We start from the raw sequence: 24,184 nt of genomic DNA, 5'->3' as shown, positions 1-24,184 counted from the left end.
GGGCCACAGCCTATTATCATCGGGGCTCCGGCCTGGCGGGCGCATGAAAGCGCACATCCCGCTGCGACACTCATTGACAGCCGCTCTTTTCCCGCGCCCCCGCTCCTATGCCGTCAGCTTCAACGCCGCCCACCAGCACTCCCTCCAGCGCCGACGCGCTCTGGTACGCCCCCGCGCAACTGCTGCGCTTGTTTGGCAGCAGCCCCGTTGCCATGGCCTACTGGGGCCGTGACCAGCGCCTGCGCCTGGCCACGCCGCAGTGGTGCGAATGGTTTGGTGTGCCCACCACCGGCATCGTCGGTCAGCAGCTCGATGAAGCGCTGCCCCCCGACTTTGCCCAGCAGCACCACGCGGCGCTGCAGGCCGCCACCCAGGGCCTGCGCCAGCAGTTCGACACGTGCAAGACCGATGCCCATGGCCAGGTCGCCTGGCGCCGCATCAGCCTCTCGCCCCACCTCTGGCCCGGGCCGGCAGGCAGCAAAACCGCCCAGGGCGTGCTGATGCTGATGCAGGACTGCAGCGCCGAATACGCCAATGCGGCGCAAGCGGATGACCTGCGCGCGCAACTGGCCGCGCTGTCGTCCACCGACCTGGAGCGCACCGAGGAGAAAAGCGAGCTGCTCAAGCTGCGCACCTTGCTGGACTGGCGCACCGCCATGCTCACCGAGCACAGCGAAATGCTGCAGCTGCTCTCGCATGAGATCCGCCAGCCGCTCAACAACGCCTCGGCCGCGATGCAGGCCACCATGTCGGCCATTGCCGAGCTGCAGCTGAGCCAGACCACGCCGGCCACCAAGGCCTTGCTGCGCGCCGAGCATGTGCTCCAGCAGGTCATCGGCACCCTGGACAACACCCTGGCCGCCGGCACTATTCTTGCCGTGGGCGGGCGCGCTGGCGCCTCGTCCGATACCGATCTGCCCACCCTGGTCAACCTGGTGCTGCACGACATCGCTGCCGATGCCCGCCCGCGCATCCAGGTGGTCTGGGATGCCGAGGCGCGCACGGTGCAGCTGCACCCGGCGCTGATGCGGCTGACCATCCGCAACCTGCTCAACAACGCGCTCAACTACGCGCCGGTCGACAGCCCCGTGCTGCTGCGCCTGGCCGATTCGGACGACCCGCTGGCGCTGATCATCGAGGTGATCGACGAAGGCCCGGGCATCCCCGACAGCCTGCGCCCGCGCCTGTTCGAGAAAGGCACGCGCGGCACCGAGCACCGCCACCGGGCGGGTGCCGGGCTGGGTCTGTTCATCGTGCGCTCGGTGGTGCAGTTGCACCAGGGCACGGTGCAGGCCTTGCCGCGCCAGCCAAACGGCACCATCATGCGTATCGAGTTGCCCCAAGGGCTGGATGATTAGCCAGCCACGCGATGGCCACCGGCCGCTTGCCCCTGCAGAAGCTGGCACCGCGCTTCTCAGGACTTTTCACCGACTGCACCATTTCACGGAACCACCATGCTCCCCGCCACGCTCGCCCTGGTCGACGACGACCCCGAATACAGCGAATTTCTGGCCCAACACTTGCGCAACCAGGGCGTGCAGGTACAGGTTTACAACGACAGCAGCGACCTGCTAGCCGATATCGAGCCCTACCGTTTTGACTTCTATGTGCTGGACCTGATGCTGCCCGGCGTCAACGGCACCGATCTTCTGCGCATTCTGCGCAAGCGCAACCAGGCGGGCGTGCTGATCGTCTCGGGACGGCTGGGCCCCGAGGTGTTTGCCGAGGTCATCCATGCCGGCGCCGACATGTACCTGACCAAGCCGGTGACCTTCGAGCAGGTGGAGCTGGCCGTGCGCGCCGTGCACCGCCGCATCATGACCACCGCCCAGGTCGCCACGGCCTGGAAGCTCGACAGCCACCGCAGCCTGCTGCTGACGCCCGATGGCCAGAGCGTGGAACTGAGCCCCACCGACCTGATGCTGATGCAGTGTTTTCTAAAAGCCCAGGGCGCCGTCGTGGGCCGCGACCAGATCCGTGAACTGCTGGGCTACCCGACCGCCAGCGACTCCGACAACAGCCTGCACGCCACCATCTACCGCCTGCGCCGCCGCATCGAGAAGGCCACGCCGCTGGCGGTGCCGCTGCAATCGCAGCAAAAAGTGGGCTACCAGTTCCGCGCGCCGCTGGTCTCGGCCTAAGCTGCGCAGCACGGGCGCTGCAAAAGCAAACGGGCCCATCGGGCCCGTTGTGCTGTGGCGACCATCGTCGTTTACATGGTCATGTTCGATTCGACATCGGCCACCTTGCGGCGGGCCAGCGCCAGGTTGGAGCGGGCCTTGTCCAGCACGTAGTAGACGAAGATGCCGGCCAGCTTCTGCGATGGGCGGATAAGGTGGTACTGCTTGCCCAAGGTGATGAGGATGTCGTCGATGTTGTCGTTCAGGCCCAGGGCCTTCATCGTCTTCATCTTGGCGCGCACCACTTCGGTGTTGCCAGCTGCTGCCAGCTCCATGTCCACACCGCTGCCGATGCTGCCCAGCATCATGCCGCTGCTGTAATCCACCACGGCAGCGCACAGCGCGCCGTCCATCGTCATCAAGTCGCTCAAGCTGTCGTTCAGATTTGCCATGTCGATCTCCAATCCATGTGATCTATATCAAGCACTACCACCTTATGAAGGTATAGATGATTCTAATAAGTCACTTCTGATCGGAGCAATCATTCTCTGCATGCGGCTGTTACCCAGGCAGGTGCATTCGGCGCAGATATTCGACATTTGGATAGCAACCGCGCATGGTCTGGCTTATGTCCGCCTGCAAAAAATGCAGGCGAAGACCATACCCGCATATCGTAACAAAGCGTATGTTATTTGCGACGCTATGGCCGCCTGGGCGCCCAGTCGGGTGGCAGGGCAGCGCACCACCCCAGGCACGAAGGCAAAACTGGCGCAGACGCCAGCTTGGCCTGGCGCGGCCCGACCTTACATGGTCATCGCGCTTTCGACGTCGGTCACCTTGCGGCGTGCCAGTGCCAGGTTGGCGCGCTTGTTGTCGAGCACGTAGTACACAAAGATGCCGGCCAGACGCGAGCAAGGACGGATGATGTGGTACTGCTTGCCCAGCGTGATGAGGATATCGTCGATGTTCTCGTTCAGGCCCAGGGCCTTGATGGTCTTCATCTTGGCGCGCACCACTTCGGTGTTACCGGCAGCTGCCAGTTCCATGTCCACGCCAGTGCCGGCGCTGGCCAGCATCATGCCGCTGTTGTAGTCGACAACGGCTGCGCACAAAGCGCCGTCCAGAGACATCAGATCATTCAAGCTGTCGGTCAAATTCGCCATGGAAACACTCCTGAGAAGCGAAGGCGCGTGGAAAATTACCGCCTCCTGATGAAAATGATTGTATCTGATCATTTCTGATTTCCATCAAGCTTTGCGCGCTTTTTCTGACGGCTTGCTACTTTTGGGCAACAGCTGTGGTAGGGGCGCTGCAGCAAGCCAGCGCCTACGCCGACAGCATCCTGACAAAGGCTTGATATATAAATATGTCGGATCAGATCATTCAAACCATCACATCCACACCCCCCCCTAACGAGGCGCTGACAGTCGTTGATTACATCCATAAAAGTCATATATCAAAGTGTTTTTAATGGATTGATTGCCATGGCGGGTATGGAATAAAGTGTGCTGATGGGTGCTCCCGCGCACCTGCAGTTGTTAAGTATTGAAAGGTAGACACCATGACTGAACGCACCACCGTCCACGGCCTGCAAGTGGCCCAGGTTCTGTATGACTTTGTGAACACCCAGGTGCTGCCAGGCACCGGCGTGGAGCCCGCTGCGTTCTGGCAAGGTTTTGATGCCATCGTCTCTGACCTGGCGCCCAAGAACGCGGCCCTGCTGGCCGAGCGCGACCGCCTGCAAGCCGAGCTGGACAGCTGGCACAAGGCCCATCCCGGCCCGATCACCGACATGCCGGCCTACCGCCAGTTCCTGACCCAGATCGGCTACCTGGTCGAGCAGCCGCAAGACGTGAAGGCCAGCACCGAGAACGTGGACTCCGAGCTGGCCGTGCAAGCCGGCCCGCAGCTGGTGGTGCCCATTCTCAATGCGCGCTATGCGCTCAACGCGGCCAACGCCCGCTGGGGCTCGCTGTATGACGCGCTCTACGGGACCGATGTCATTGGCGAAGACGGCGGCGCAGAAAAGGGCAAGGGCTACAACCCGGTGCGCGGCGCCAAGGTCGTCGCCTATGCCCGCCAGTTCCTGGACCAGGCCGCGCCGCTGGCAAAAGGCTCGCACGCCGATGCCAGCGGCTACGCCGTCGAAGGCGGCCAACTGGCCGTCACGCTCAAGGACGGCAGCAAGACCGGCCTGCACGAAGCTGCCAAGTTCGTCGGCTTCCAAGGCGATGCCGCCGCACCCCAATCGGTGCTGCTGAAGAACCATGGCATCCATATCGACATCATCATCAACAAGGCCACCCCCATTGGCAGCAGCGATGCCGCCGGCGTCTCTGACGTGGTGGTGGAAGCGGCGCTGTCGACGATTCTCGATCTGGAAGACTCGGTGGCGGCGGTGGACGCTGAAGACAAGGTCAACGGCTACGCCAACTGGCTGGGCATTCTCAAGGGCACCTTGACCGAGTCCTTCGACAAGGGCGGCAAGACGGTGACCCGGGGCCTGAACGCCGACCGCGAGTACACGGGCGCCAATGGCGACAGCCTCAAGCTCCATGGCCGCTCGCTGATGTTCCTGCGCAATGTCGGCCACCTGATGACCAACCCGGCCATCCTCTGGGGTGCCGACCAGAAAGAGATCCCCGAAGGCATCATGGATGCGGTGGTGACCACGGCGATTGCCATGCACGACCTGCAGGGCAAGGGCGCCCAGGGCATCCGCAACAGCCGCACCGGCAGTGTCTACATCGTCAAGCCCAAGATGCATGGCCCGGCCGAAGCGGCCTTTGCCAACGAGCTGTTTGGCCGCGTCGAGCAGATGCTGGGGCTGCCTGCCAACACCGTCAAGCTCGGCATCATGGACGAAGAGCGCCGCACCACGGTGAACCTGAAAGCTGCGATTGCCGCAGCGCCTGCACGCGTGGCCTTCATCAACACCGGCTTCCTGGACCGCACCGGCGACGAAATGCACACCGCCATGTACGCCGGCCCCATGGTGCGCAAGGCGGACATGAAGACCTGCGCCTGGCTGCCCGCTTATGAAAAGAGCAATGTGCTGGTGGGCCTGACCATGGGCCTGCGCGGCCGCGCCCAGATCGGCAAGGGCATGTGGGCCATGCCCGACCTGATGAAGGCCATGCTGGAGCAAAAGATTGCCCAGCCCAAGGCCGGCGCCAACACCGCTTGGGTGCCCTCGCCCACCGGCGCCACCCTGCATGCGCTGCACTACCACCAGGTCAATGTGGCCGAGGTGCAAAAGGAGCTGGAAAAGACCAGCGCCGATGCCGAGCGCGACAACCTGCTCAATGCCATCCTGCAAGTACCCGTGGCCGCCAACCCGAACTGGAGCGATGCCGACAAGCAGCAGGAAGTGGACAACAATGTGCAGGGCATCCTGGGCTATGTGGTGCGCTGGATCGACCAGGGCGTGGGCTGCTCCAAGGTGCCCGACATCCACAACGTGGGCCTGATGGAAGACCGCGCCACCCTGCGCATCTCCAGCCAGCACATCGCCAACTGGCTGCAGCACGGCATCGTGACCGAAGCGATGGTGCGCGACAGCTTCGCCCGCATGGCCAAGGTGGTCGATGGCCAGAACGCAGGCGACGCGGCTTACAAGAGCCTAGTGGCCAACCCGCAGGGTGCCGCCTTCCAGGCCGCACTGGACCTGGTGTTCAAGGGCAAGGAGCAGCCCTCGGGTTACACCGAGCCATTGCTGCACGCCTGGCGCCTGAAGGTCAAGGCCGGCGCCTGAACGCAGGCTCCGCCTTGCGCGGCACAGCGCATGGTTTGCCCTAGGGTAAACACCAGGAGCAGCCCAATGGGCTGCTTTTTTTTATAGCACCCCCGCTAATCCGGTTCAAAGCCTGCCCCATTTGGGCAGGCTTTTTTACTTATTCGTAAAAACAAAGCTCAAAAGTAAAGCGCCTTACCAATTTGCAGATCTTTGTAAAGAAATTGCTTACGCATCTATTCGGTTTATAGGCTCATATGTAATTCACTTGTTACTCGCATATTTATTTTCTATAGGCACTTTCAAAAAATCAAAGTCAATTGCTACCAGATATTTCTTATGTCATGAAATATTCATGAATCACTCGGTTTCAACTCGTCATTTCGCGGCACCGGTCTGCAGTTAAAAACACGCCTTAGCAAGTTTTCGTCTATCGGCAAGGAGCTATTGACTATGGGCCATCAATCCATTACATGCGCCAAGCAGGCATGCATCCAGGTACTGGCACAACAGCGGCATCTGCTGCTGTGGGCAGGCCTGGGGCTGAGCGCCTCGGTATTCGCCCAAAACAACCAGCAGGTGGTGGTCAATGGCGGCATCGTCAATATCTCCGGCCCGGCGGCCCAGGCGGTGATGAATATCTCATCGAACAAGAACATCCGCCAGATTCGCGGCAACAACCAGGTGACCTCGGTCAATGGCGTGGTCGCGAACATGGCCAGTTTCGGTGCCTATAGCGAATTGAATATTGCGTCGCGCAATGGCGGAGTCGGCAGCGGCAGCCAGGTGGTGTCCGTAGGCGGACCGGTGGTCAACCAGGCCACCGGCACCGGCATGCGCAGCGTAGTGAACATTGGTGGACGGTAGCAGGGCGCCCTGCGGCCGCACGCCAATGAACGGTTCGGTTTCTCCGACATGGGGAGCTGACTGCAGAGGTGCATACACAGGAAGTGCACCATATTCTTTCAGTAACGAGGAGATTTTTATGAAGAAGTTTTTCGCAATTCTGGTGTCGGTTTCGGCTATCGCCATGTCTGCCCAGGCAGAAGTGAAAATCAAAGGCAACAACGACCAGAAGGTCACTGTAAAGAACGGCGCTGTCGCCAATATGGCCATCGGCGCAGGTGCTACCGCTACGCAAAACCTGGCCTCCAACAAGGGCAACGTCAATATTGGCGGCAATAACAAGCAGGAAGTCTCGGTCACCAATGGTGCCGTGGCCAATATGGCGATCGGCGCGATGACCAAGGCCGAGCAAAACCTCGCCTCCAACGACGGCAAGTAATCCCCATCCCTTCATCCCGCTGGCCGCCGAATGCGTCTGGAGACCATTTGCTGGCCGGCCCCTATAAAAAGATCTTCTGCAGAGCATTCGTCAGCGCCAAGGGATGCGGCCGCCGCATCCCTTCGCCTGCGATCGTTGTGCAGAGGGTCCCTCAAGGAGACTGCGCATGAAAGCCAGCTATGCCGGGGTATGGGTTCTCGCCCTGTTGTGCGCCGCCGCACAGGCCCAGCAAAAGCCACCCGCAGGCCGCACCGGGCTCGATCCAGCCTCACGCAACAAGGTGAGCAATGCCATGGCCCGCAACTACCTGACGGAGCAGGACTCCAGATCCGCCATCGAGCGTGAAATGGTCACCGGCCCCTCGGGCAAGAACTGCAATACAAATGTGGGTGCCGCCCCCCAGATCAACGAAGGCACGGCCGGTATCGGTAACCGCTATGGGGCAGGCAATGCCGACCAGGTCACCGTGGTACGTGGCTCAGTCATCAATATCTGCAAATAAACACGATGGCTTCTGCGCCAGAGCCAGAAAACTCTGTGCAGCCACCCCGGGACGAGGGAGCCCGGCAGCACGCTGAGCCCAGCGGCAGCCCCACCATCGCCATAACGAATAACCACCATGCATCTTTCATCGATTCGCCGCCTGGCGCTTGCGCCCTGCGTGCTGGCCTTGTCTGCCTGCAGCATCCAGCCAACCTTGTCCGACCGCAAGGACATCATTGAAAAGGGCATCACCGAGCAGTCACCGCTGGTCACGCCCACCAAATCCGCATCGGCGATGCGCGAAGGCCTGGCCTGCATGGACCGCATGCTGGCGGCCGAGCAGGTGCCCTCGACGCTGGTCGCGGTCAAGAGCATCCCCGATCCCTCGGGGCTGTTTTCCACCGGCACCAAGGAGATGGTAATCACGGCGCTCTCGCGCATGTCACGCACCAGCCAGGCCTTCCGCGTGGTCGACTATGAAGTCGATGCGCTCAAGCAGGACACCGTGCAGACGATGACCAGCCTGCTGCTCAACAACGGTCAGATCGAGCTGCGCAAGCCACAGATCTATGTCTCGGGCGCCATCAGCTTTGGCGACAAGACGGTGGTCTCCAAGCGCAGCAGCCTGGGCGTCTCCACCGCCAATACCGACACCGGCTACAGCTGGGACTTGCTGGGTACGGTGGTGGGGCTCGATCTGCATCTGGGCGACATGAACTCCCGCACGCTCTACCCCGGCCTGGATTCAGCCAACGAGCTGGTCGTCGCCACCGGCGGCCGCTCGGTCGAGATCGGCGGGCGCGCCACCGGCCTGCCCAAGCACATCTACCGCCTGGGCGTGCAGTACGAAGTGGCTGCCGACGTGAACCAGGGCGCGGGCGCGGCCGTGCGCCTGCTGGTCGACCTGGCCACCATCGAGCTGGTGGGCAAATGGGCCAAGGTGCCGTACTGGGAATGCATCGACTACGAGCAAAACCACCCCGAATTCAAACGCCAGATGCGCACCTGGTTTGACGAGCAAGGCGCGGCCGACCGCATCACCTTGGCCCAGCGCGTGCTGCAGGCCCAAGGCGCCTGGAGCGGCCCCATCGATGGGAACGACTCCACCGCGCTGCGCAATGCGCTCGCGCTCTACCAGGCATCGCTGGACCTGACCCCGGTTGGCGTCGTCAACTTTGAGACCTATATGGGGCTGCTGCGCCTGTATGCCGGCATGTCGGCCGATGACAAGATCGCCTCCAGCTACTCGCCGCAAAGCAACGAACTGAAGCCGCGCCCGCACGGCCTGCCGGACAACGAGCCGACCACCGACGCGTTGGCGCTGTCCCTGCTCGGCCACAAGGAGCTGGCCTCGCAGCTGCCCATCGGCACCTCGGTGGTGCTGCGTGTGGCGCCGGCCCGCACCGGCTTTCTCTACTGCTACTACCAGGATGCCGCCCAGGTGGTCACCCAGGTCTATCCCAACCCGCAGCAGCAGGCGGTGGTGGCCCAGGGTCGCATCGGCCTGATGGTGCCCGATGTGTCGCAGGCCAATTCCTTCCTGATCGAGACCGCCCGCCCTGGCGTGGAGCAGGTGTACTGCGCCCAGACCACCAAGCCGCTGACCGGCCGCGTGCCGGTGGCCCTCACCCAGGCCCAGCTGGCACCGATTGAGGGCCTGACCAGCATCGAGGCCGTGCAGCAGCAGATTGCCGCGCAGACCGGCGTCATCGCCCAGTCGCAGCTGCGCTGGGAAGTGGAGGGCCCTGTGGCCACCCCCCCTGCCCAGCCTGCCCCTGCCGCCGCCCCCGCACGCCGCGGCAAAACGCGATGAGGCGCCTCGCACCTCACCGCCGCCGGGCGGGCCTTTTGGCGCTGACCGGCGGGCTGCTGCTGCAATCCTGCGCCAGCTGGGCCGCCATTGTTCTGCCCGCGGCAGGCAGCGGCGATGCCGGCGCGGCCGCCAGCAGCCCGGCCCCTGCAGCGCCCGCCGCGCCGGGCTCATCGATCCGCATGCCGGCCCAGCGCAGCGATGCCAGCCTGCAGGCGCTGCGCCGACAGGCACAGGAAGGCGAAGTCAGCGCCCAGTTCGAGCTGGGCATGTACTACTACCAGAACGCCGGCCTGCCGCAAGCGGGCGCCCAGGCCCGCCAGTGGTTGGGCCAGGCCGCCGCACAAGGCGATGCCCGGGCCATGGCGGCGCTGGGCTACATGCTGGGCACGGGCACCGGCGGTGTGCGGGATGTGCCCACCGGCCGCCAGTGGTTGCAGCGCGCAGCCGATGCGCGCCTGGCCAAGGCCACCTACCTGCTGTCCCTGGTCGAGCGCCGCGTCACCGGCCCCAAGGCCATGCAGCAGTCGCGCTTGCTGCTGGAGCAGGCCGCGCGCGATGGCGATGCGATGGCGCTCAATGACCTGGCCGTCGAGCGCGAGCTCGAAGGGCGCATGAACGAGGCCAAGGAGCTGTACGCCCAGGCCCAGGCCGGCGGCAGCCAGACGGCGGCCCAAAACCTCGGCCGCATCGCCAGCTACCAGCGCGCCAGCACCGCCGAGCAGCTGGGCCGCCTGCGCGCGCGTGCCGACGAGGGCAATGCCAATGCGCTGCTTGAGCTGGCCTACCGCTACCATCTGGGGCGCGGCGTGCAGCGCAATTTCGCCACCGCCATCCAGTACTACCGGCGCGCCGCCGATGCCGGCTCGCCCAAGGCGCGCGAGTTTCTGGCGCTGATCTTCAGCCGCAGCAACGACAAGCAACCGGTCATTGACGAAGCCTGGATGCAGGAGCTGGCCGCGCGCATCAATGCCGTGGCCTTGCAGGTCGAAGAAAAACACCCCAGCGCGCCGCCCGATCGCCCCCAACGCGTGGCCGACCCGCTCTCGCAGCTGAGCCAGCAGCCCTTTGCCTGGCCAGAGCCGCCCGCCGCCGATGGCGATGCGGCAGCAGATACCAACACCCCACCGCTCTCGCAGGAGCAGGTGGTGCCGACCGAGGGGCTCCCCTCTGCCGCGCATGCCCCAGGCATGCAGCCCTCCAACCTGAGTCACAACGCGCCGCTCACCGAGTAGCGCAAGAAAGGACAAGCATGCAACAACCCAAAATCAAGCAGGCCCTGGCCGTGCTGGCCCTGAGCCTGGCCGCTGGCGGCGTCTGGGCGCAAGGCGCCGTCATCTCGGCCCCCGGCGTCGATGTGCGCGGCGGCAGCCAAGGCGCCTCGGTCACCGTCAACGGTGCCGTCGTCAATGCGGCCTCGGGCCGTGGCGCCGTGGCCGAGACCAATATCCCCGGCCGCAGCAGCACCGTGCACGGTGGGGCCGGTGGCGCAGCCGTCGTCGTCGAAGGCCAGGGCAAAACGTCGGCCACCGTGCGCAGCCAAAAGCGCAGCGGCGGCGGCGGCAACCAGGCCCATGTGAACGCCAATATGTCCGGTTCCAACCTGCCCCAGGCCAACTTTGCCGGCCACAGCTTCACGAATGTAGACCTGTCCAACTCCAACCTGCAGGGCGCCAACTTCCAGGGCGCCGAGCTGGTCAATGTCAGCCTGGACAACTCCAACCTGGCCGGCGCCAACCTGACGGGCGCCACCTTGGTCAACGTGTCGATGGAAGGCGCATTGACCACCGGCGCGATCTGGACCAACGGCCAGCGCCGCTGAGCGAGGACACGGCAACCCTTCAGGTCGACAGGCCGCAGGCCAGCCACTACGATGCGCGAATGATGCAAATACCATCCATTCGCAATGGTGGCTGGCTGTCCGGCCTGCTGGGTCTGGCGCTGCTGGGCGGTTGCACAAGCCAACCGCCCCAAGCCGCAGCCTCCGCCAACGCCGAATTCAACCTGGCAGCCTTGGCGCGCTCCAAAGCGCCCGATGTGCTGCTGCTGGGCGAGCAGCATGATGCGCCCGAGCACCAGCAGTGGCAGCAGACCACGGTGGCCCAGTGGGCCGCGCGACAGCAATTGGCCGCCGTGGTGCTGGAGATGGCCGACGCCGGCCACAGCACCCAGGGCCTGGCCCCCAGCGCCAGCGAAGCCCAGGTGCAGCAGGCGCTGGCCTGGAATGACAAGAGTTGGCCTTGGCGCCACTACGGCCCGGCGGTGATGGCGGCGGTGCAGGCGGGGGTGCCCGTGCTGGGCGGCAACCTGCCGCGAGCGCAGATGCGCGATGTGATGCAGCAAACCCGCTGGGACAGCCACCTGCCCGCTGCTGCATGGCAGCGCCAGCTCGACGCCATTGCCGACGGCCACTGCGGCCTGCTGCCCGAGGGCCAGCTGGCCCAGATGGCGCGCATCCAGCTGGCCAAGGACGACAGCATGGCCCAGACCGCTAGCTCCCAGCTGCAGCCCGGCAAGACGGTGCTGCTGATCGCCGGGCGCGGCCATGTGCTGCGCAGCATCGGCATTCCGACCTGGCTGCCTGCGGGCACCCGCTCGGTGGTGGCCATTGGCCAGGCGGGCAGCCAGGCCCAGGCCGATGCGGCCGACCGCGACTGGGTACACAGCACCCCGGCGCTGCCGGCCCAGGACCACTGCGCCGCGCTGCGCGAGAAGTGGAAGAAGTAGAGGCCAAGCCTCTGCGTGCTCAGGTCACCGGGGCGGGGTTGAACAGCACCAGCGCATTGTGCAGCTGCCACTCCTCGGCCCAGGTCTTCTTGCGGCCGCTGGCCACCTCCAGCATCAGGCGGAACATCTCCCAGCCCATCTCCTCGATGCTCGCCTCGCCATCGGCAATGCGCCCGGCGTTCACATCCATCAGGTCATGCCAGCGGCGCGCCAGATCGCTGCGCGTGGCCACCTTGATCACCGGCACCTGCGCCAGGCCATAGGGTGTGCCGCGCCCGGTGGTGAACACATGCAGGTTCATGCCGGCGGCCAGCTGCAAGGTGCCGCAGATGAAGTCGCTCGCGGGCGTCGCCGCATAGACCAGGCCGCGCTCGATGCCGCGATCTGCGAGTCTCTGGCCGGGCGAGAGCACGCCGGTGATGGGCGCTGTGCCGCTCTTGATGATCGAGCCCATCGCCTTTTCCACGATGTTGGACAGGCCGCCCTTCTTGTTGCCCGGCGTGGTGTTGGCGCTGCGGTCCACCTTGCCCTTGTCCAGGTAGGCGTCGTACCAGGCCATCTCGTCGATCATCGCCTGCGCCACCTCTGGGGTTGAGGCGCGTGAGGTGAGCTGGTCAATGCCATCGCGCACCTCGGTCACTTCGCTGAACATCACGGTCGCCCCTGCGCGCACCAGCAAATCGGTGCAAAAGCCGACGGCCGGGTTGGCGGTGACGCCGCTAAAGGCATCGCTGCCGCCGCACTGCACGCCCACGACCAAGGCACTGGCCGGCACGGTCTCGCGCCGGCGCTGGTTCAGCCGTGCCAGGTGCGCCTCGGCGCGGGTCATGATGGACTGCACCATCGACATGAAGCCCACATGCGCCTCGTCCTGCAGGCAGACCACATCCAACGCGGGCGCGCGCTCATCGGCGATCGGGAAGGAGCCCGGCGGCAGCAGGCGCTCGGGCTGCAGCTTTTCGCAGCCCAGGCTCACGACCATCACCTCGCCGCCAAAGTTCGGGTTGTGGCTGATGTTGCGCAAGGTGCGCTGCGGGATCTCGGCACCCACCGCATCAATGGCCACGCCGCAGCCATAGCTGTGCTCGAGCCCGACGACATCGTCGACCTGCGGGTAGCGCGGCAGCAGCTCGGCCTTGATGCGGCGCACCGCAAAATCGAGCACGCCCGCCACGCACTGCACCGTGGTGGTGATGGCCAGGATATTGCGGGTGCCCACCGTGCCATCGGCATTGCGGTAGCCCTCAAAGGTATAGCCCTCCAGCGGTGGCAGATCGGGGGCCGGCACCGTGGCAATGGGCAGGCCTTCGAGCGAGCGGGCCTCGGGCATCTGCAGCAGGCGCTCATGCACCCAGCTGCCCGCGGCAATGGCCTGGCGCGCATAGCCGATGACCACGTTGTAGCGGCGCACGGCCTCGCCCTGCGCAATGTCCACCAAGGCCACCTTGTGCGCCTGCGGCACCTGCTCCACCAGCCGCAGGCCCGAGGGCAGCACCGTGCCGGCCGGCAGCCCGCCGTCATTGGCGATGATCGCGACGTTGTCCGCCGCATGCATGGAAATCGAAAGTGGGGTCGTTCTGGCTTGTGTCATGGCAAATACTCTCTACGGCGGTGCTCCGGCAGCGTAGCGCATGCGCGCTGCCGGCCCGCCTGGCACCTGTCGCTTTGCGCGACAGGGCCGCACGCAAACGCTCAATCGGCCTTGATGCCGGCGGCCTGGATCACCTGCGCCCATTTGGCCACCTCGGCCTTCTGAAACTCGGCCAGCTCGGCCGGCGTCATCGTCGAGGGCTGCATGCCAAAGGCCTTCAAACGCGTCTGCACTTCCGGCGTGGCGACGATCTTCATGATCTCGGCATGCAGGCGGTCCACCACGGGCTTGGGTGTGCCAGCGGGTGCAAACACCGCTTGCCAGGAGCCCATGTCAAAGCCCTTTTCACCAGCCTCGGCAATGGTCGGCACATCGGGCAGCGATTCCAGACGCTTGGAGCTGGTCACCGCGATCGGGCGCAGCTTGCCGGCCTGGATGTGCGGGCCCACGACCAGGGCCGTGTCAAACATCATGTCCACCTGGCCGCCGATGACATCCTGCACCGCCGGGCCGCTGCCCTTGTAGGGCACATGGGTGAACTTGACGCCCGTCTGGTAGGCCAGCAGCTCCAGCGCCATGTGGTTGGAGGTGCCGCTACCGGGCGAAGCCGAGGTCAGCCCGCCGCTGGAGGCCTTGGCCTTGCTGCCAGCCATCACATCAGCCAGGGTCTTGTAGGGGCTGGAGGCGGGCACCACCAGCACCAGCGGGCCCGAGCCCAGCATCGCGACCGGCGTGAAGGATTTGACCGGGTCGTAGTCGAGCTTGGAATACAGGCTGATATTGATCGCATGCGAGCTGATGGTGCCGCCCAGGATGGTGTAGCCATCGGGCGCGGCGCGCGCGGCCAGTGCCGAGCCCACGCTGCCGCCGGCCCCGCCCTTGTTCTCGATGATCATCGGCGTGCCCAGCGCCTTGCCCAGCGGCTGGGCGATCACGCGTGCCAGGGTGTCGGTATTGCCGCCGGGGGGAAACGGCACCAGGTAGGTGATGGATTTGCCCGTGGGCCAGCTGCTTTGGGCCAGCGCGGAGGTGCTGGCCAGGCCGGCGCCCAGCATCAAGGCGCTGGCCGCGAGGGAGCTTTGGATCAGGGTTCTGCGTTGCATGGATGTCTCCTTGGTTTGTAATCGTCAAAAGGCTGGTTCAATGAACTCGGTGGGGCTCAGAAACGCGGCTGCTTGCCGTCGAAGCTCGGGTCGTACTTGCGCATCTGGCCCAGGTCATCGCGGTTGCGGATGCCGCAGTGCAGGTAGTTGTCATGCAGGCGCGCCAGCGCATTGCGGTCCAGGCGCACGCCCAGACCCGGCGTGCTGGGCACGCGCAGGCTGCCCGCTTCAAACTGCAGGCGCCCGCCTTCGATGACCTCCTCGTCCTGCCAGGGGTAGTGCGTGTCACAGGCATAGGTGAGCAGCGGCACGCTGGCACACAGATGCGTCATTGCCACCAGGCTGATGCCCAGGTGCGAGTTGCTGTGCATCGACAGGCCCAGGTCAAAGGTGCGGCACAGGCTGGACAGGCGCTGCGTGGCGCGCAGGCCGCCCCAGTAGTGGTGGTCGCTCAGCACAATCTTCACCGGGCAGCCCATCTCGGCATTGCGCCGGAACTCGGCAAAATCGGTCACCACCATATTGGTGGCCAGCGGCACCTCACAGGCGCGGGCCACGGCCGCCATGCCGTCCAGCCCGGGGGCCGGGTCTTCGTAGTACTCCAGCACGCCGCGCAGCTTCTCGACAATGCGCAGGCTGGTCTCCACCGTCCAGTTGGCATTGGGATCGATGCGCAAAGGCAGGCCGGGAAAGGCCTCGGCCAGGGCCAGAATGCCGGCAGCCTCCTCATCGGGCGGCAAGGCCCCGGCCTTGAGCTTGATGCTCTGAAAGCCGTACTGGCCCATCATGCGCTGGGCCTGTGCCACCAGCTGCTGCGGTGTCAGCGCCTCGCCCCAGGCATCCGGGGCATAGGGCTGGCCGGCATGCTCGGCGTACTTGTAGAACAGGTAGGCCGAGAACGGCACACTGGGGCGCGCCGCGCCGCCCAGCAGATCCACGACGGGCGCATTCGCCATCTGGCCTTGCAGATCAAGCATGGCCACCTCGAACGCACTGACCACCTTGGCCACTGTTTTGGACACATGGGTGCCCGGCGCGAGCGACACCTGCTGGCCCAGAAACTCCGAGGCCGTTTGCACGGGCGGCGCCACCAGCGCGGCCACCCGCTGCTCCATCTCGTTGAGCGCCCAGGGCGACAGCCCCACCAGTGCCGGTGCCGCCTTGGCCAGTGCATCGAGCATCGGCTGGTCGCCATAGCTCTCATTGATGCCCACCAGGCCCGAGGCCGTCTCGATCTCGATGATGGAGCGCAGCGCCCAGGGCTCGTGGATGCCGGCAGCGTTGAGCAGCGGCGGATCGCGGAAGGCAATCGGCGTGATGCGGATATGGCGAATGGCGTGTGAGGTACTCATCGTGAAAACGCAGAAGAAAGCAGAAGGGGTGAAGGGTTGGGAGGCGGTGAATGCTTAGCGCACGGTCATGAAGATCTGCGGCAGCCAGGTGGTGAAGGCCGGCACAAAGGTCACCAGGCCCAGCGCAAAGATCAGCGCGCCATAGAACGGCCAGATGGTGCGCATGACGGTACCCACCGACACACCACCAATGGCACAGCCGACAAACTGGGTCGTGCCTACCGGCGGGGTGTTCAGCCCCAGCGCGCAGTTGATCAGCAGCACAATGCCGAACTGCACCGAGCTCATGCCGTAGTGCTGGGCAATCGGCAAGAAGATGGGCGTGCACAGCAAGATGGTGGCGGCCATGTCGAGGAAGGTGCCGAGCAGAAACAGGATGATGTTGATCAGCAGGAACACCATCCAGGGCGTGGTGGTGACCTGGGCCAGCATCTGCCCGGTGAGCTCGGCCACGCCGTAGAGGCTGATCAGGTAGCCAAAGGTGCTGGAGATGCCGATCAGCAGCAAGATGATGCCGGTGTTGCGCACGGCCTTGGAGGCGGCCTTGACAAAGTGCGACCAGCTGAGCGACCGGTAGACAAACACCGTCAGCGCCAGCGCATAGAGCACGGCGACCACGGCCGACTCGGTCGCGGTGAACACGCCCGACAGAATCCCGCCCAGAATCAGCACCACGACAAACAGACCCGGCAGCGCCGCGGCCAAGCTGCGGCCCACGACCTGCCAGCCGGGGAAGGTGCCGGCCGGGTAACCACGGCGGCGTGCCACCCAGTAGGCCGCGCCCAGGTTGCTCAGGGTCAGGATCAGCGCCGGGATGATGGCCGCCAGAATCAGCGCCGCAATCGAGACCTTGCCGCTGGCCGCCAGCGCATAGATGATGATGTTGTGGCTGGTGGGCATCAGTGCGCCCACCAGGGCCGCATGCGTGGTCACGTTGACCGCGTAATCGGCGTGGTAGCCCTCTTTCTTCATCATCGGGATCATCACCGCACCCATGGCCGAGACATCAGCCACCGGCGAGCCCGAGACGCCGCCAAACAAGGTGCAGGCCACTACGTTGGACATGCCCAGGCCGCCGCGCACATGGCCGATGAGCGCCCGCGCAAAGTTCACGATGCGGTCGGCAATGCCGCCGTGCAGCATCAGCTCGCCGGCAAAGATGAAGAACGGAATCGCCAGGAAGGAGAATACCCCCATGCCGGCAGTCATCTGCTGAAAGCCCACCTCCAGCGGCAGCCCCTCATAGGCCAGCGTGGCCAGCGCAGACAGACCAATGGAGAAGGCCACCGGCACGCCCAGCAGCAGCAGGACGGCAAAGCTCAGGCTCAGAATCAGCAAGGCTGTGGTCATCGCCGCGCTCCTAGTTGGGCTGCACTTCGCGGCCTTGCGCGAGTGCGATCAGGTGTTCGATGGAAAACAGCACAATCAGGCTGCCGGCAAGGATGGCGGGCACGTATTTCCAGCCTTCGGACACGCCCAGGGTCGGCAGGCGGTAGTCCCAGACCGATTCGGCCAGCGACGCGCAGCCATAGGCCATGGCCGCGCCAAACACCAGGATCAGCGCATGGATCAGAAACTCCATCTTGGTGCGCAGCCAGTCCGGCGCCAGCACCAGGAGCGACTCCAGCCCGATATGGCCGCTGTCGCGCACGCCCACGGCGACGCCGAACATGGTCACATAGAGCACCAGCAACAGCGACAGGCTCTCGGCCCAGGTGGGCGTGTTGTTGAGCACATAGCGGCCAAACACCTGCCAGCTCACGGCAGCAATCAGCAGCATCAGGCCGGCAATTCCCAGCCACATGCACAAGCGCGACAAGGCGCTGCAAATCTTGGTAAACATCGTGGTGCCCGTGCAGGCCCGGGGCGTACAGCCTCCGGGCAAAGAGTTGCAAGGAGCCAGCACCCGGCGGGCACTGGCATTGGCGTGGGATCAGCGGCGGATCAAGGTGTTTCCTGCGCGCGCTTGACCAGGTCTTTCAACTTGGCATCGGTGATGAACTTGTCATACACCGGCCGCATCGCCGCCTGGAACGGGGCCTTGTCCACCTCGATGATCTCGGCGCCGCCCGCCTTCACGACCTCGAGCGACTTGGCCTCACGCTCGGCCCACTGCTTGCGCATATAGGGCACCGACTCCTTGGCGGCCTGGCGTACCCAGCGCTGCTCCTCGGGCGAGAGCTTGTCAAAGGTGCGTTTGGAGAACAGCAAAATCTCCGGCGCCATCGAGTGCTCGGTCTTGCTGAAGTACTTGGCGACTTCGAACGAGCGCGAGCTCTCAAACGTGGGGTAGTTGTTTTCGGCCGCATCGATGAGGCCGGTCTTCAGCCCGGTGTAGACCTCGCCCATCGGCATTGGCGTCGCATTGGCGCCCATCGCTTCGAGCATGCTCACCCACAGGTCGGACTGCTGCACGCGCACCTTCATGCCCTTCATGTCGGCCAGGCTCTTGACCGGCCGCTTGGCGGTGAACATGGAGCGCGCACCACTGTCGTAAAAGCCCAGGCCGATGAAGCCCTGTTTTTCGCAGGCTTTGAGGATCTCTTCGCCCACGGGGCCATCGAGCACCTTGTGCATGTGCTCCACTGAGCGGAACAGGAAGGGCATCGTGGGCACCACGGTCTCGTTGCAGACATTGTTCATCGCGCCTACGTTGACCCGCACCATCGCCAGCGCGCCGATCTTGGCCTGCTCGATGGTTTCCTTCTCGCCCCCCAGTGCCCCGTTGGGGTAGACGCGGATGCTGTGCTTGCCGCCGGACAGCGCCTTGAGGCGCTCGCCCATGAACTTCACCGCCTGCACGGTCGGGTAGTCGTCCGGGTGGATATCTGATGAACGAAATTCGGTGGCCTGCGCGCTGAGCGCCAGCAGACCGGCAGCCAGCGCTGCACTGAGAGTGGAAAGTCGCATTTGTCTACCTCGTTATCTCTATGGTTGGGGGAACATGCCCGAATGGTTTCCGGGTCTCTGGGTCACACACACCTCGCCTGTTTACAGGGGCCGAAATTCCGTCTCCTCCATTCCTGAAACGCCTGGGCGCAGCGCAAACACGCCACCGGCCAGCGGTTGGTCCGACAGATCGATACCGTCCTGCCGTATCGATGTGACATAGAGCACATCCAGGCCCGGGCCGCCAAAGGCGCACATCGCCGGCTTCTTGACCGGCAGCGCCAACGAGCGGTCCAGCCGGCCATCGGGCCGGAAGCGGTGCACCAGGCCCGCGTCGTTGCCGCAGATCCAGTAGCAGCCTTCGGCATCGATGGCCGCGCCATCGGGCCGGCCCGGCAGGCTCGTCATATCGACAAACAGGCGGCGGTTGTGGGGTGTGCCGGTGTCCGCGTCGTAGTCAAAGGCCCAGATCTGCTGGCTGCTGGGGTGCGAATCCGACAGGTACATGGTTCGCCCATCGGGGCTGAAGGCCAGGCCGTTGGGCGTGACCAGCGGGCCCAACTGCAGATCCTGCGCGCGGCCTGCCGCCATGTCCTCGGCGCCCAAGCGGTAGAGCTTGCCCACCGGCTGCGCGGCGGCCATGTCCATCAGCATGCTGCCTGCCACAAAACGGCCCTGGCGGTCGCAGCGCCCATCGTTAAAGCGCATGCCTGGCATGGTATGGACGACGGCAGCCAGTTGTTGGGTGTGAGCCTCACCATCGCCCAGCGTCACCTGGTAAATGCCATCTTCCAGCCCGGCAATCCAGCTGCGCGGCTCGCCCTGCCAGGCGGCCATGCAGGCCAGCATCTGCGGCAGCTGCCACTGCGTGGCGGCGCCCTGCCCCGGCTGCCAGCGCTGCAGCAGGCCGCGCGGTATGTCGGCCCAGTACAGCGCAGCCTCCTGCGCACGCCACACAGGGCTTTCGCCGGTGGCATTGCGGGCGTCGAGCACCAGCTCGGCGGCTGTCATGCAGACGGCTCCGGCGCATCGCCAAAGGGGCCTTGGGCGGTGAAGGCGCCGCCCTGGTAGACAGCGACCGGGTCGTTGGCCGCGGGGGCGGGTTGTCCCTCCACCTGGGCGCGCCAGGGCTCGGAGCTGTCCTTGGGCACAAAGCCCAGGTGGGCAGCGGCATGGTTGTCCCACCACAGGTCGCGGTTGGCCGATACGCCGTAGACGACGGTATGGCCGACGTTGGGCGTGAACAGGCTTTTCTCGACCAGCTGCACCAGGTCGTCATAGCTCAGCCAGCTGTGCATCATGCGCCGGTCCTTGGGCGCGGGAAAGGACGAACCAATGCGTATGCTCACCGTCTCGATGCCGTAGCGGTCAAAGTAGAAACTCGCCATGTCCTCGCCAAAGGATTTGGACAGGCCGTAGTAGCCATCGGGGCGGCGGCGCGCATGGGCGTCGATCTTCTCGCTTTGCTGGTAAAAGCCGATCACATGGTTGGAGCTGGCAAACACAATGCGCTTCACGCCGTGGCGGCGCGCGGCCTCGTAGAGGTGGAAGATGCCTTTGATATTGGCCTCCAGCACCTCTTCAAAAGGCCGCTCCACCGAAACGCCGCCCAGGTGCACGATGGCGTCGCAGCCGGCCACCATCGCGTCGACGGCCTGCTTGTCGGCCAGGTCGCAGGGGACGACTTCTTCTTGCGCATCCCGCGGCGCGCCCATGCCGGCGATGTCGGACACGCGCAACACAGGGGCCAGGCCGCGCAGGCGCTGGCGCAGCACCTGGCCCAGGCCGCCGGCAGCACCAGTCAACAGCAAGCGTTGCAGCGGGGTTGTTTGTGCCTGCATGGCCTGCTCCTTTCCATAAAAAAAGGCGCTTATGAAAAGCGCCTGGGGTGGTCAGCCTTGAGCCAGGCCGTCGATGGCAGAACGCATGTTCTTCAGGGCCTTCACCACCAGCGCAGGGTCGGTGGCGAACGACAGGCGGATATAAGGCGACATGCCAAAGGCCGCGCCCGGCACGGTGGCCACATTGGCCGCCTTGAGCAGAAAGCTCGAGACGGCAGCATCGCTGTCCAGCACCTGGCCTTCGGCCGTGCGGCGGCCGATCAGGCTTTGGCAACCGAGGAACAGGTAGAAGGCGCCATCGGGCACCGACGACAGGGTCAGCTCAGGCACGATGGCCAGCTCGCGGCGAATGGTCTCGAGCCGGTCCACAAAGGTCTGGCGCGCCTGGCGCACGCAGTCCTGGTCGCCCAGCAAAGCCGCTTGCGCAGCGGCCTGCGCCACCGATGTGGCACTGGTGCAGCTTTGCGATTCGAGCTTGTTCATGCCGCCGATCAGCTTCTCGGGGCCTGCCGCATAGCCAATGCGCCAGCCGGTCATCGCGTAGGACTTGGAGACGCCGTTGATGATCAGCATGCGGTCCTTCAGATAAGGACAGGCCTGGGCGAACGAGACAAAGGGCACACCGGTCAGGATGATGTGCTCGTAGATTTCATCGGACATGACCAGCACATCGGGGAAGTCCTTGAGCACCTCGCCCAGCGCCTGCAGCTCGGCGCGGCTGTAGACCGCGCCGGTGGGGTTGCCGGGACTGTTGATGATCAGCCAGCGGGTCTTGGCCGTGATGCTCTGGCGCAGCGCGTCGGGCGTGAGCTTGAAGCCCACCGCTTCTGCGCAAGGCACATAGACCGGCACGCCGCCATGCAAGGCCACGATGTCGCCATAGGACACCCAGCAAGGGGTGGGCACCACGACTTCGTCGCCGCTCTCCAAGGTCGCCATGAAGGCATTGAAGATCAGCTGCTTGGCGCCGACACCGGTGGTGATCTCGGCCACCGTGTAGTCGAGTTCGTTGTCCTGTTTGAACTTCTGCGCAATCGCCTTGCGCAGGCTCTCGGTGCCGGCCGGCACCGTGTACTTGGTGGCACCGGCCTTGGCCGCGGCCATCGCCGCATCAATGATGTGCTCGGGCGTATTGAAATCGGGCTCGCCAATGCTCAGGTCGATGACATCGATGCCTTCGGACTTCATCTTCTTGGCCAGCGAGGAAATCGCCATGCTCGGCGACGAAGGCAGGCCCTCGACTTTTTGACTTAGCTTCAACATAAATTCGCAATCGCTCGGTTTCTCTTAGATGCCCTTGTCATTGGGGTTGGCGTAGAGCGCCTTGGTCGAATCGCTGAGCGGGAAGTTGATGTTCACGTTGCGCGGAGGGATCGTGGTCATGAACCACTTTTGGTAGAGCGCTTCCATCTCGCCGGACTTGATCATCGCGTAGACGGTGTCATCGACCAGCTTCTTGAACGTCGGGTCATCCTTGCGCAGCATCACGCCATAGGGCTCGGTGCGCAGCGGCTCGTTGAGGATCACATACTGGTCGCGCTGGGGCGAGGTGGCGATAAAGCTGGCCAGTTGCACGTCATCGAGCACAAAGGCGTCGGCCTTGCCCGATTCGAACATCACAAAGGCTTCGGACGGGTCCTTGCCATAGACCTCGTTGAACTTCACGTTCTGGGCCTTTTTGTAGGCGCGCAGCAGCTGGATCGAGGTGGTGCCGGTCACGGTGGCCACATTGCGGTTTTGCAGATCGGCAATACCTTTGACTGGCGAGTCCTTGCGCACGGCCAGGGTCACATTGGCCGAGAAGTAGCTCGGCGAGAAGGAGACTTGCTCCTGGCGTGCAAGGGTGTTGGTCACCGGTGTGCAGTCCAGATCGACGGTGCCGTTCTGCACCAGCGGGATGCGGCTGGTGGGCGTGGTGATCAGGTACTTGATTTCCATCTTCTGCAAGCCCGCCGCCTTTTGCGCCGCCTCTGCTACCTTCAGGCAGATGTCATTGATCAAGCCGATAGGGTCCGCATTGCCATTGACCTTGTAGCTGAAGGGCACGGACATGTCGCGCGCACCGATGGTGATCGCGCCGTTCTGCTTGATCTTCTCCAGCGTGGAGGTCTGCGCTTGCGCCAGGGAAGCAGCCAGCAGAGTGACGGCACATACGGTGGTTTTGGAGAAAAGCTTGAGCATGATTGGAAAGTAGGTTACAACAAGGCATCAGTCATGTGTTGTCTGACGACAGGTGTGAATTATGATCACAGCTATGCTTAAAAGCCCCTCGGAATTACCCGCATCCTCGTCAATGGCATCAGGCCAGGATGCCACTTTGCACGGTTGCCACACCCCGCAAGGCAGCTGCTTGGCCCACCTTCAGCCGGATCACAGCCATGCTTAAAAGCCCCTTGGAACTCGCTACAACCCCATCGATGGCCATAGACTCCGCCGCCAGTCTGCGCGGCAGCCGTGCCGCCAAGGGCAGCCGCAGCCTGGCCAATCTGTTGTCGGAAGAATTTGAAAACAAGATCCGCCAGGGGCTGTTGCAAGAGGGCGACAAGCTGCCCACAGAAACCGAACTGGTGCGCAGCTATGACGTCAGCCGCACAGTGGTGCGCGAGGCGTTGTCCAAATTGCAGGCCTCGGGTTTGGTGGAGACCAAGCACGGCATCGGCACCTTTGTGCTGCCCGCGCGCAGCACGCCGGGCATGGTGCTCAGCGCCCACGAGCTGAGTGAATCGGTCGATGTGCTCGCGGTGCTGGAGCTGCGCATCAGCCTGGAGACCGAGGCGGCGGGACTGGCTGCGACCCGGCGCCAGGAGCCGCATCTGCGCGCGATGCGCACTGCGCTGCAGGCCTTTGAGCAGAACTTTGCACTGGGCCGCGAGACCGTGAGCCATGACCTGGACTTTCACCTGAGCATCGCCAAGGCCACCGGCAACCGCTATTTCCAGGAGATCCTGCAGCACTTTGGCTCGATGCTGATTCCGCGCAACCGGATTGCCTCGATCCACATCCCCACGCGCGACCCGGACTACCTCAAGCGCGTCAACCGCGAGCATGAAGAGATCTTCTCCGCGATCGAGCGCCAGGATGCGGACTCGGCCCGCGCTGCGATGCGCATCCACCTGACCAACTCGCGCGAACGCCTGCGCCTGGCCCAGCGCCTGGCCCAGGAACAGCAAGCAACCGGCGCACCAGGCAGCGAGCGCTAAGCCGCGCAGCAGCCCGGCACGGGGCTGCTGCCTTCACGCCCCGGGTCGCG

General features: G+C 64.4%; 23 protein-coding genes. 11 read left to right on the top strand and 12 right to left on the bottom strand.

Annotation, left to right across the window (positions count from 1 at the left end; all coding sequences use genetic code 11):
- The first annotated feature begins 107 nt into the window (after positions 1 to 107).
- Both DCO45_RS13015 and DCO45_RS13010 read left to right on the top strand, forming a co-directional pair.
- Complete coding sequence (locus DCO45_RS13015; protein WP_116926248.1) at positions 108 to 1,358, top strand: PAS domain-containing sensor histidine kinase; 1,251 nt, start codon at positions 108 to 110, stop codon at positions 1,356 to 1,358.
- A 96-nt stretch (positions 1,359 to 1,454) separates the two neighbouring features.
- Positions 1,455 to 2,141, top strand: coding sequence for a response regulator transcription factor (locus DCO45_RS13010; RefSeq protein WP_116926247.1), 687 nt, complete (start codon positions 1,455 to 1,457; stop codon positions 2,139 to 2,141).
- Between the two features lie 71 nt (positions 2,142 to 2,212).
- Here the strand turns inward: DCO45_RS13010 and DCO45_RS13005 are convergent, their stop codons facing one another.
- Both DCO45_RS13005 and DCO45_RS13000 read right to left on the bottom strand, forming a co-directional pair.
- Positions 2,213 to 2,572 (bottom strand): hypothetical protein, encoded by a 360-nt coding sequence (locus DCO45_RS13005; RefSeq protein WP_116926388.1) that lies wholly within the window; start codon positions 2,570 to 2,572, stop codon positions 2,213 to 2,215.
- Between the two features lie 351 nt (positions 2,573 to 2,923).
- Positions 2,924 to 3,283: a hypothetical protein gene (locus DCO45_RS13000; protein ID WP_116926246.1), complete on the bottom strand. Its 360-nt coding sequence runs from the start codon at positions 3,281 to 3,283 to the stop codon at positions 2,924 to 2,926.
- 398 nt (positions 3,284 to 3,681) lie between these two features.
- Between DCO45_RS13000 and DCO45_RS12995 the strand changes: the two genes are divergently transcribed.
- The 8 genes from DCO45_RS12995 to DCO45_RS12960 all read left to right on the top strand — a co-directional run bounded on the left by DCO45_RS12995 (position 3,682) and on the right by DCO45_RS12960 (position 12,158).
- Positions 3,682 to 5,874: a malate synthase G gene (locus DCO45_RS12995; RefSeq protein WP_116926245.1), complete on the top strand. Its 2,193-nt coding sequence runs from the start codon at positions 3,682 to 3,684 to the stop codon at positions 5,872 to 5,874.
- 432 nt (positions 5,875 to 6,306) lie between these two features.
- Positions 6,307 to 6,720, top strand: coding sequence for a hypothetical protein (locus tag DCO45_RS12990; protein ID WP_116926244.1), 414 nt, complete (start codon positions 6,307 to 6,309; stop codon positions 6,718 to 6,720).
- A gap of 118 nt (positions 6,721 to 6,838) precedes the next feature.
- Complete coding sequence (locus DCO45_RS12985) at positions 6,839 to 7,138, top strand: hypothetical protein (RefSeq protein WP_021025064.1); 300 nt, start codon at positions 6,839 to 6,841, stop codon at positions 7,136 to 7,138.
- A 166-nt stretch (positions 7,139 to 7,304) separates the two neighbouring features.
- Positions 7,305 to 7,640, top strand: coding sequence for a hypothetical protein (locus DCO45_RS12980; RefSeq protein WP_021025065.1), 336 nt, complete (start codon positions 7,305 to 7,307; stop codon positions 7,638 to 7,640).
- A 117-nt stretch (positions 7,641 to 7,757) separates the two neighbouring features.
- A complete protein-coding gene (locus tag DCO45_RS12975) occupies positions 7,758 to 9,434 on the top strand; it encodes a DUF4384 domain-containing protein (protein WP_133248157.1) in 1,677 nt (558 codons plus the stop codon).
- Complete coding sequence (locus DCO45_RS12970) at positions 9,431 to 10,666, top strand: tetratricopeptide repeat protein (RefSeq protein ID WP_116926242.1); 1,236 nt, start codon at positions 9,431 to 9,433, stop codon at positions 10,664 to 10,666. The genes DCO45_RS12975 and DCO45_RS12970 overlap by 4 nt, the downstream gene beginning before the upstream one ends.
- Positions 10,667 to 10,683: 17 nt before the next feature.
- A complete protein-coding gene (locus DCO45_RS12965) occupies positions 10,684 to 11,253 on the top strand; it encodes a pentapeptide repeat-containing protein (RefSeq protein ID WP_116926241.1) in 570 nt (189 codons plus the stop codon).
- A 62-nt stretch (positions 11,254 to 11,315) separates the two neighbouring features.
- Positions 11,316 to 12,158 carry a ChaN family lipoprotein gene (locus tag DCO45_RS12960; RefSeq protein ID WP_243419343.1) on the top strand — a complete coding sequence of 281 codons (843 nt, stop codon included), beginning with the start codon at positions 11,316 to 11,318 and terminating at the stop codon, positions 12,156 to 12,158.
- A gap of 19 nt (positions 12,159 to 12,177) precedes the next feature.
- Here the strand turns inward: DCO45_RS12960 and garD are convergent, their stop codons facing one another.
- From garD to DCO45_RS12910, 10 genes are all read right to left on the bottom strand, one after another.
- Positions 12,178 to 13,749: a galactarate dehydratase gene (garD, locus tag DCO45_RS12955; protein WP_116926239.1), complete on the bottom strand. Its 1,572-nt coding sequence runs from the start codon at positions 13,747 to 13,749 to the stop codon at positions 12,178 to 12,180.
- 101 nt (positions 13,750 to 13,850) lie between these two features.
- Entirely contained in the window at positions 13,851 to 14,852 is a 1,002-nt protein-coding gene (locus tag DCO45_RS12950; protein ID WP_116926238.1) for a tripartite tricarboxylate transporter substrate binding protein, read from the bottom strand.
- Between the two features lie 56 nt (positions 14,853 to 14,908).
- On the bottom strand, positions 14,909 to 16,204 hold the full coding sequence (locus DCO45_RS12945) for a glucarate dehydratase family protein (RefSeq protein ID WP_116926237.1): 1,296 nt from the start codon (positions 16,202 to 16,204) through the stop codon (positions 14,909 to 14,911).
- 54 nt (positions 16,205 to 16,258) lie between these two features.
- Positions 16,259 to 17,554 carry a TRAP transporter large permease gene (locus DCO45_RS12940; RefSeq protein WP_116926236.1) on the bottom strand — a complete coding sequence of 432 codons (1,296 nt, stop codon included), beginning with the start codon at positions 17,552 to 17,554 and terminating at the stop codon, positions 16,259 to 16,261.
- Between the two features lie 10 nt (positions 17,555 to 17,564).
- Positions 17,565 to 18,047 carry a TRAP transporter small permease gene (locus tag DCO45_RS12935; RefSeq protein ID WP_116926235.1) on the bottom strand — a complete coding sequence of 161 codons (483 nt, stop codon included), beginning with the start codon at positions 18,045 to 18,047 and terminating at the stop codon, positions 17,565 to 17,567.
- Positions 18,048 to 18,148: 101 nt separating this feature from the next.
- The gene (locus tag DCO45_RS12930) at positions 18,149 to 19,114 is read right to left on the bottom strand and encodes a TRAP transporter substrate-binding protein (protein WP_021025002.1); all 966 of its coding nucleotides are present in this window, start codon (positions 19,112 to 19,114) and stop codon (positions 18,149 to 18,151) included.
- 81 nt (positions 19,115 to 19,195) lie between these two features.
- Entirely contained in the window at positions 19,196 to 20,104 is a 909-nt protein-coding gene (locus DCO45_RS12925) for an SMP-30/gluconolactonase/LRE family protein (RefSeq protein ID WP_116926234.1), read from the bottom strand.
- Entirely contained in the window at positions 20,101 to 20,934 is an 834-nt protein-coding gene (locus DCO45_RS12920) for an NAD(P)-dependent oxidoreductase (protein WP_116926233.1), read from the bottom strand. Before DCO45_RS12920 ends, DCO45_RS12925 begins: the two co-directional genes overlap by 4 nt.
- 51 nt (positions 20,935 to 20,985) lie before the next feature.
- Positions 20,986 to 22,197, bottom strand: coding sequence for a pyridoxal phosphate-dependent aminotransferase (locus DCO45_RS12915; RefSeq protein ID WP_116926232.1), 1,212 nt, complete (start codon positions 22,195 to 22,197; stop codon positions 20,986 to 20,988).
- A 24-nt stretch (positions 22,198 to 22,221) separates the two neighbouring features.
- A complete protein-coding gene (locus tag DCO45_RS12910) occupies positions 22,222 to 23,115 on the bottom strand; it encodes an amino acid ABC transporter substrate-binding protein (protein WP_116926231.1) in 894 nt (297 codons plus the stop codon).
- Positions 23,116 to 23,351: 236 nt separating this feature from the next.
- Between DCO45_RS12910 and DCO45_RS12905 the strand changes: the two genes are divergently transcribed.
- Positions 23,352 to 24,134 (top strand): FadR/GntR family transcriptional regulator, encoded by a 783-nt coding sequence (locus DCO45_RS12905; protein ID WP_116926230.1) that lies wholly within the window; start codon positions 23,352 to 23,354, stop codon positions 24,132 to 24,134.
- Positions 24,135 to 24,184 lie beyond the last annotated feature (50 nt).

It is taken from the genome of Comamonas sp. JNW, from assembly GCF_003105075.1.
GTDB classification, from domain to species: domain Bacteria; phylum Pseudomonadota; class Gammaproteobacteria; order Burkholderiales; family Burkholderiaceae_C; genus Comamonas; species Comamonas squillarum.
Note: the sequence above shows the minus strand (reverse complement) of the source record. Positions and strands in the feature narration are given on the sequence as shown.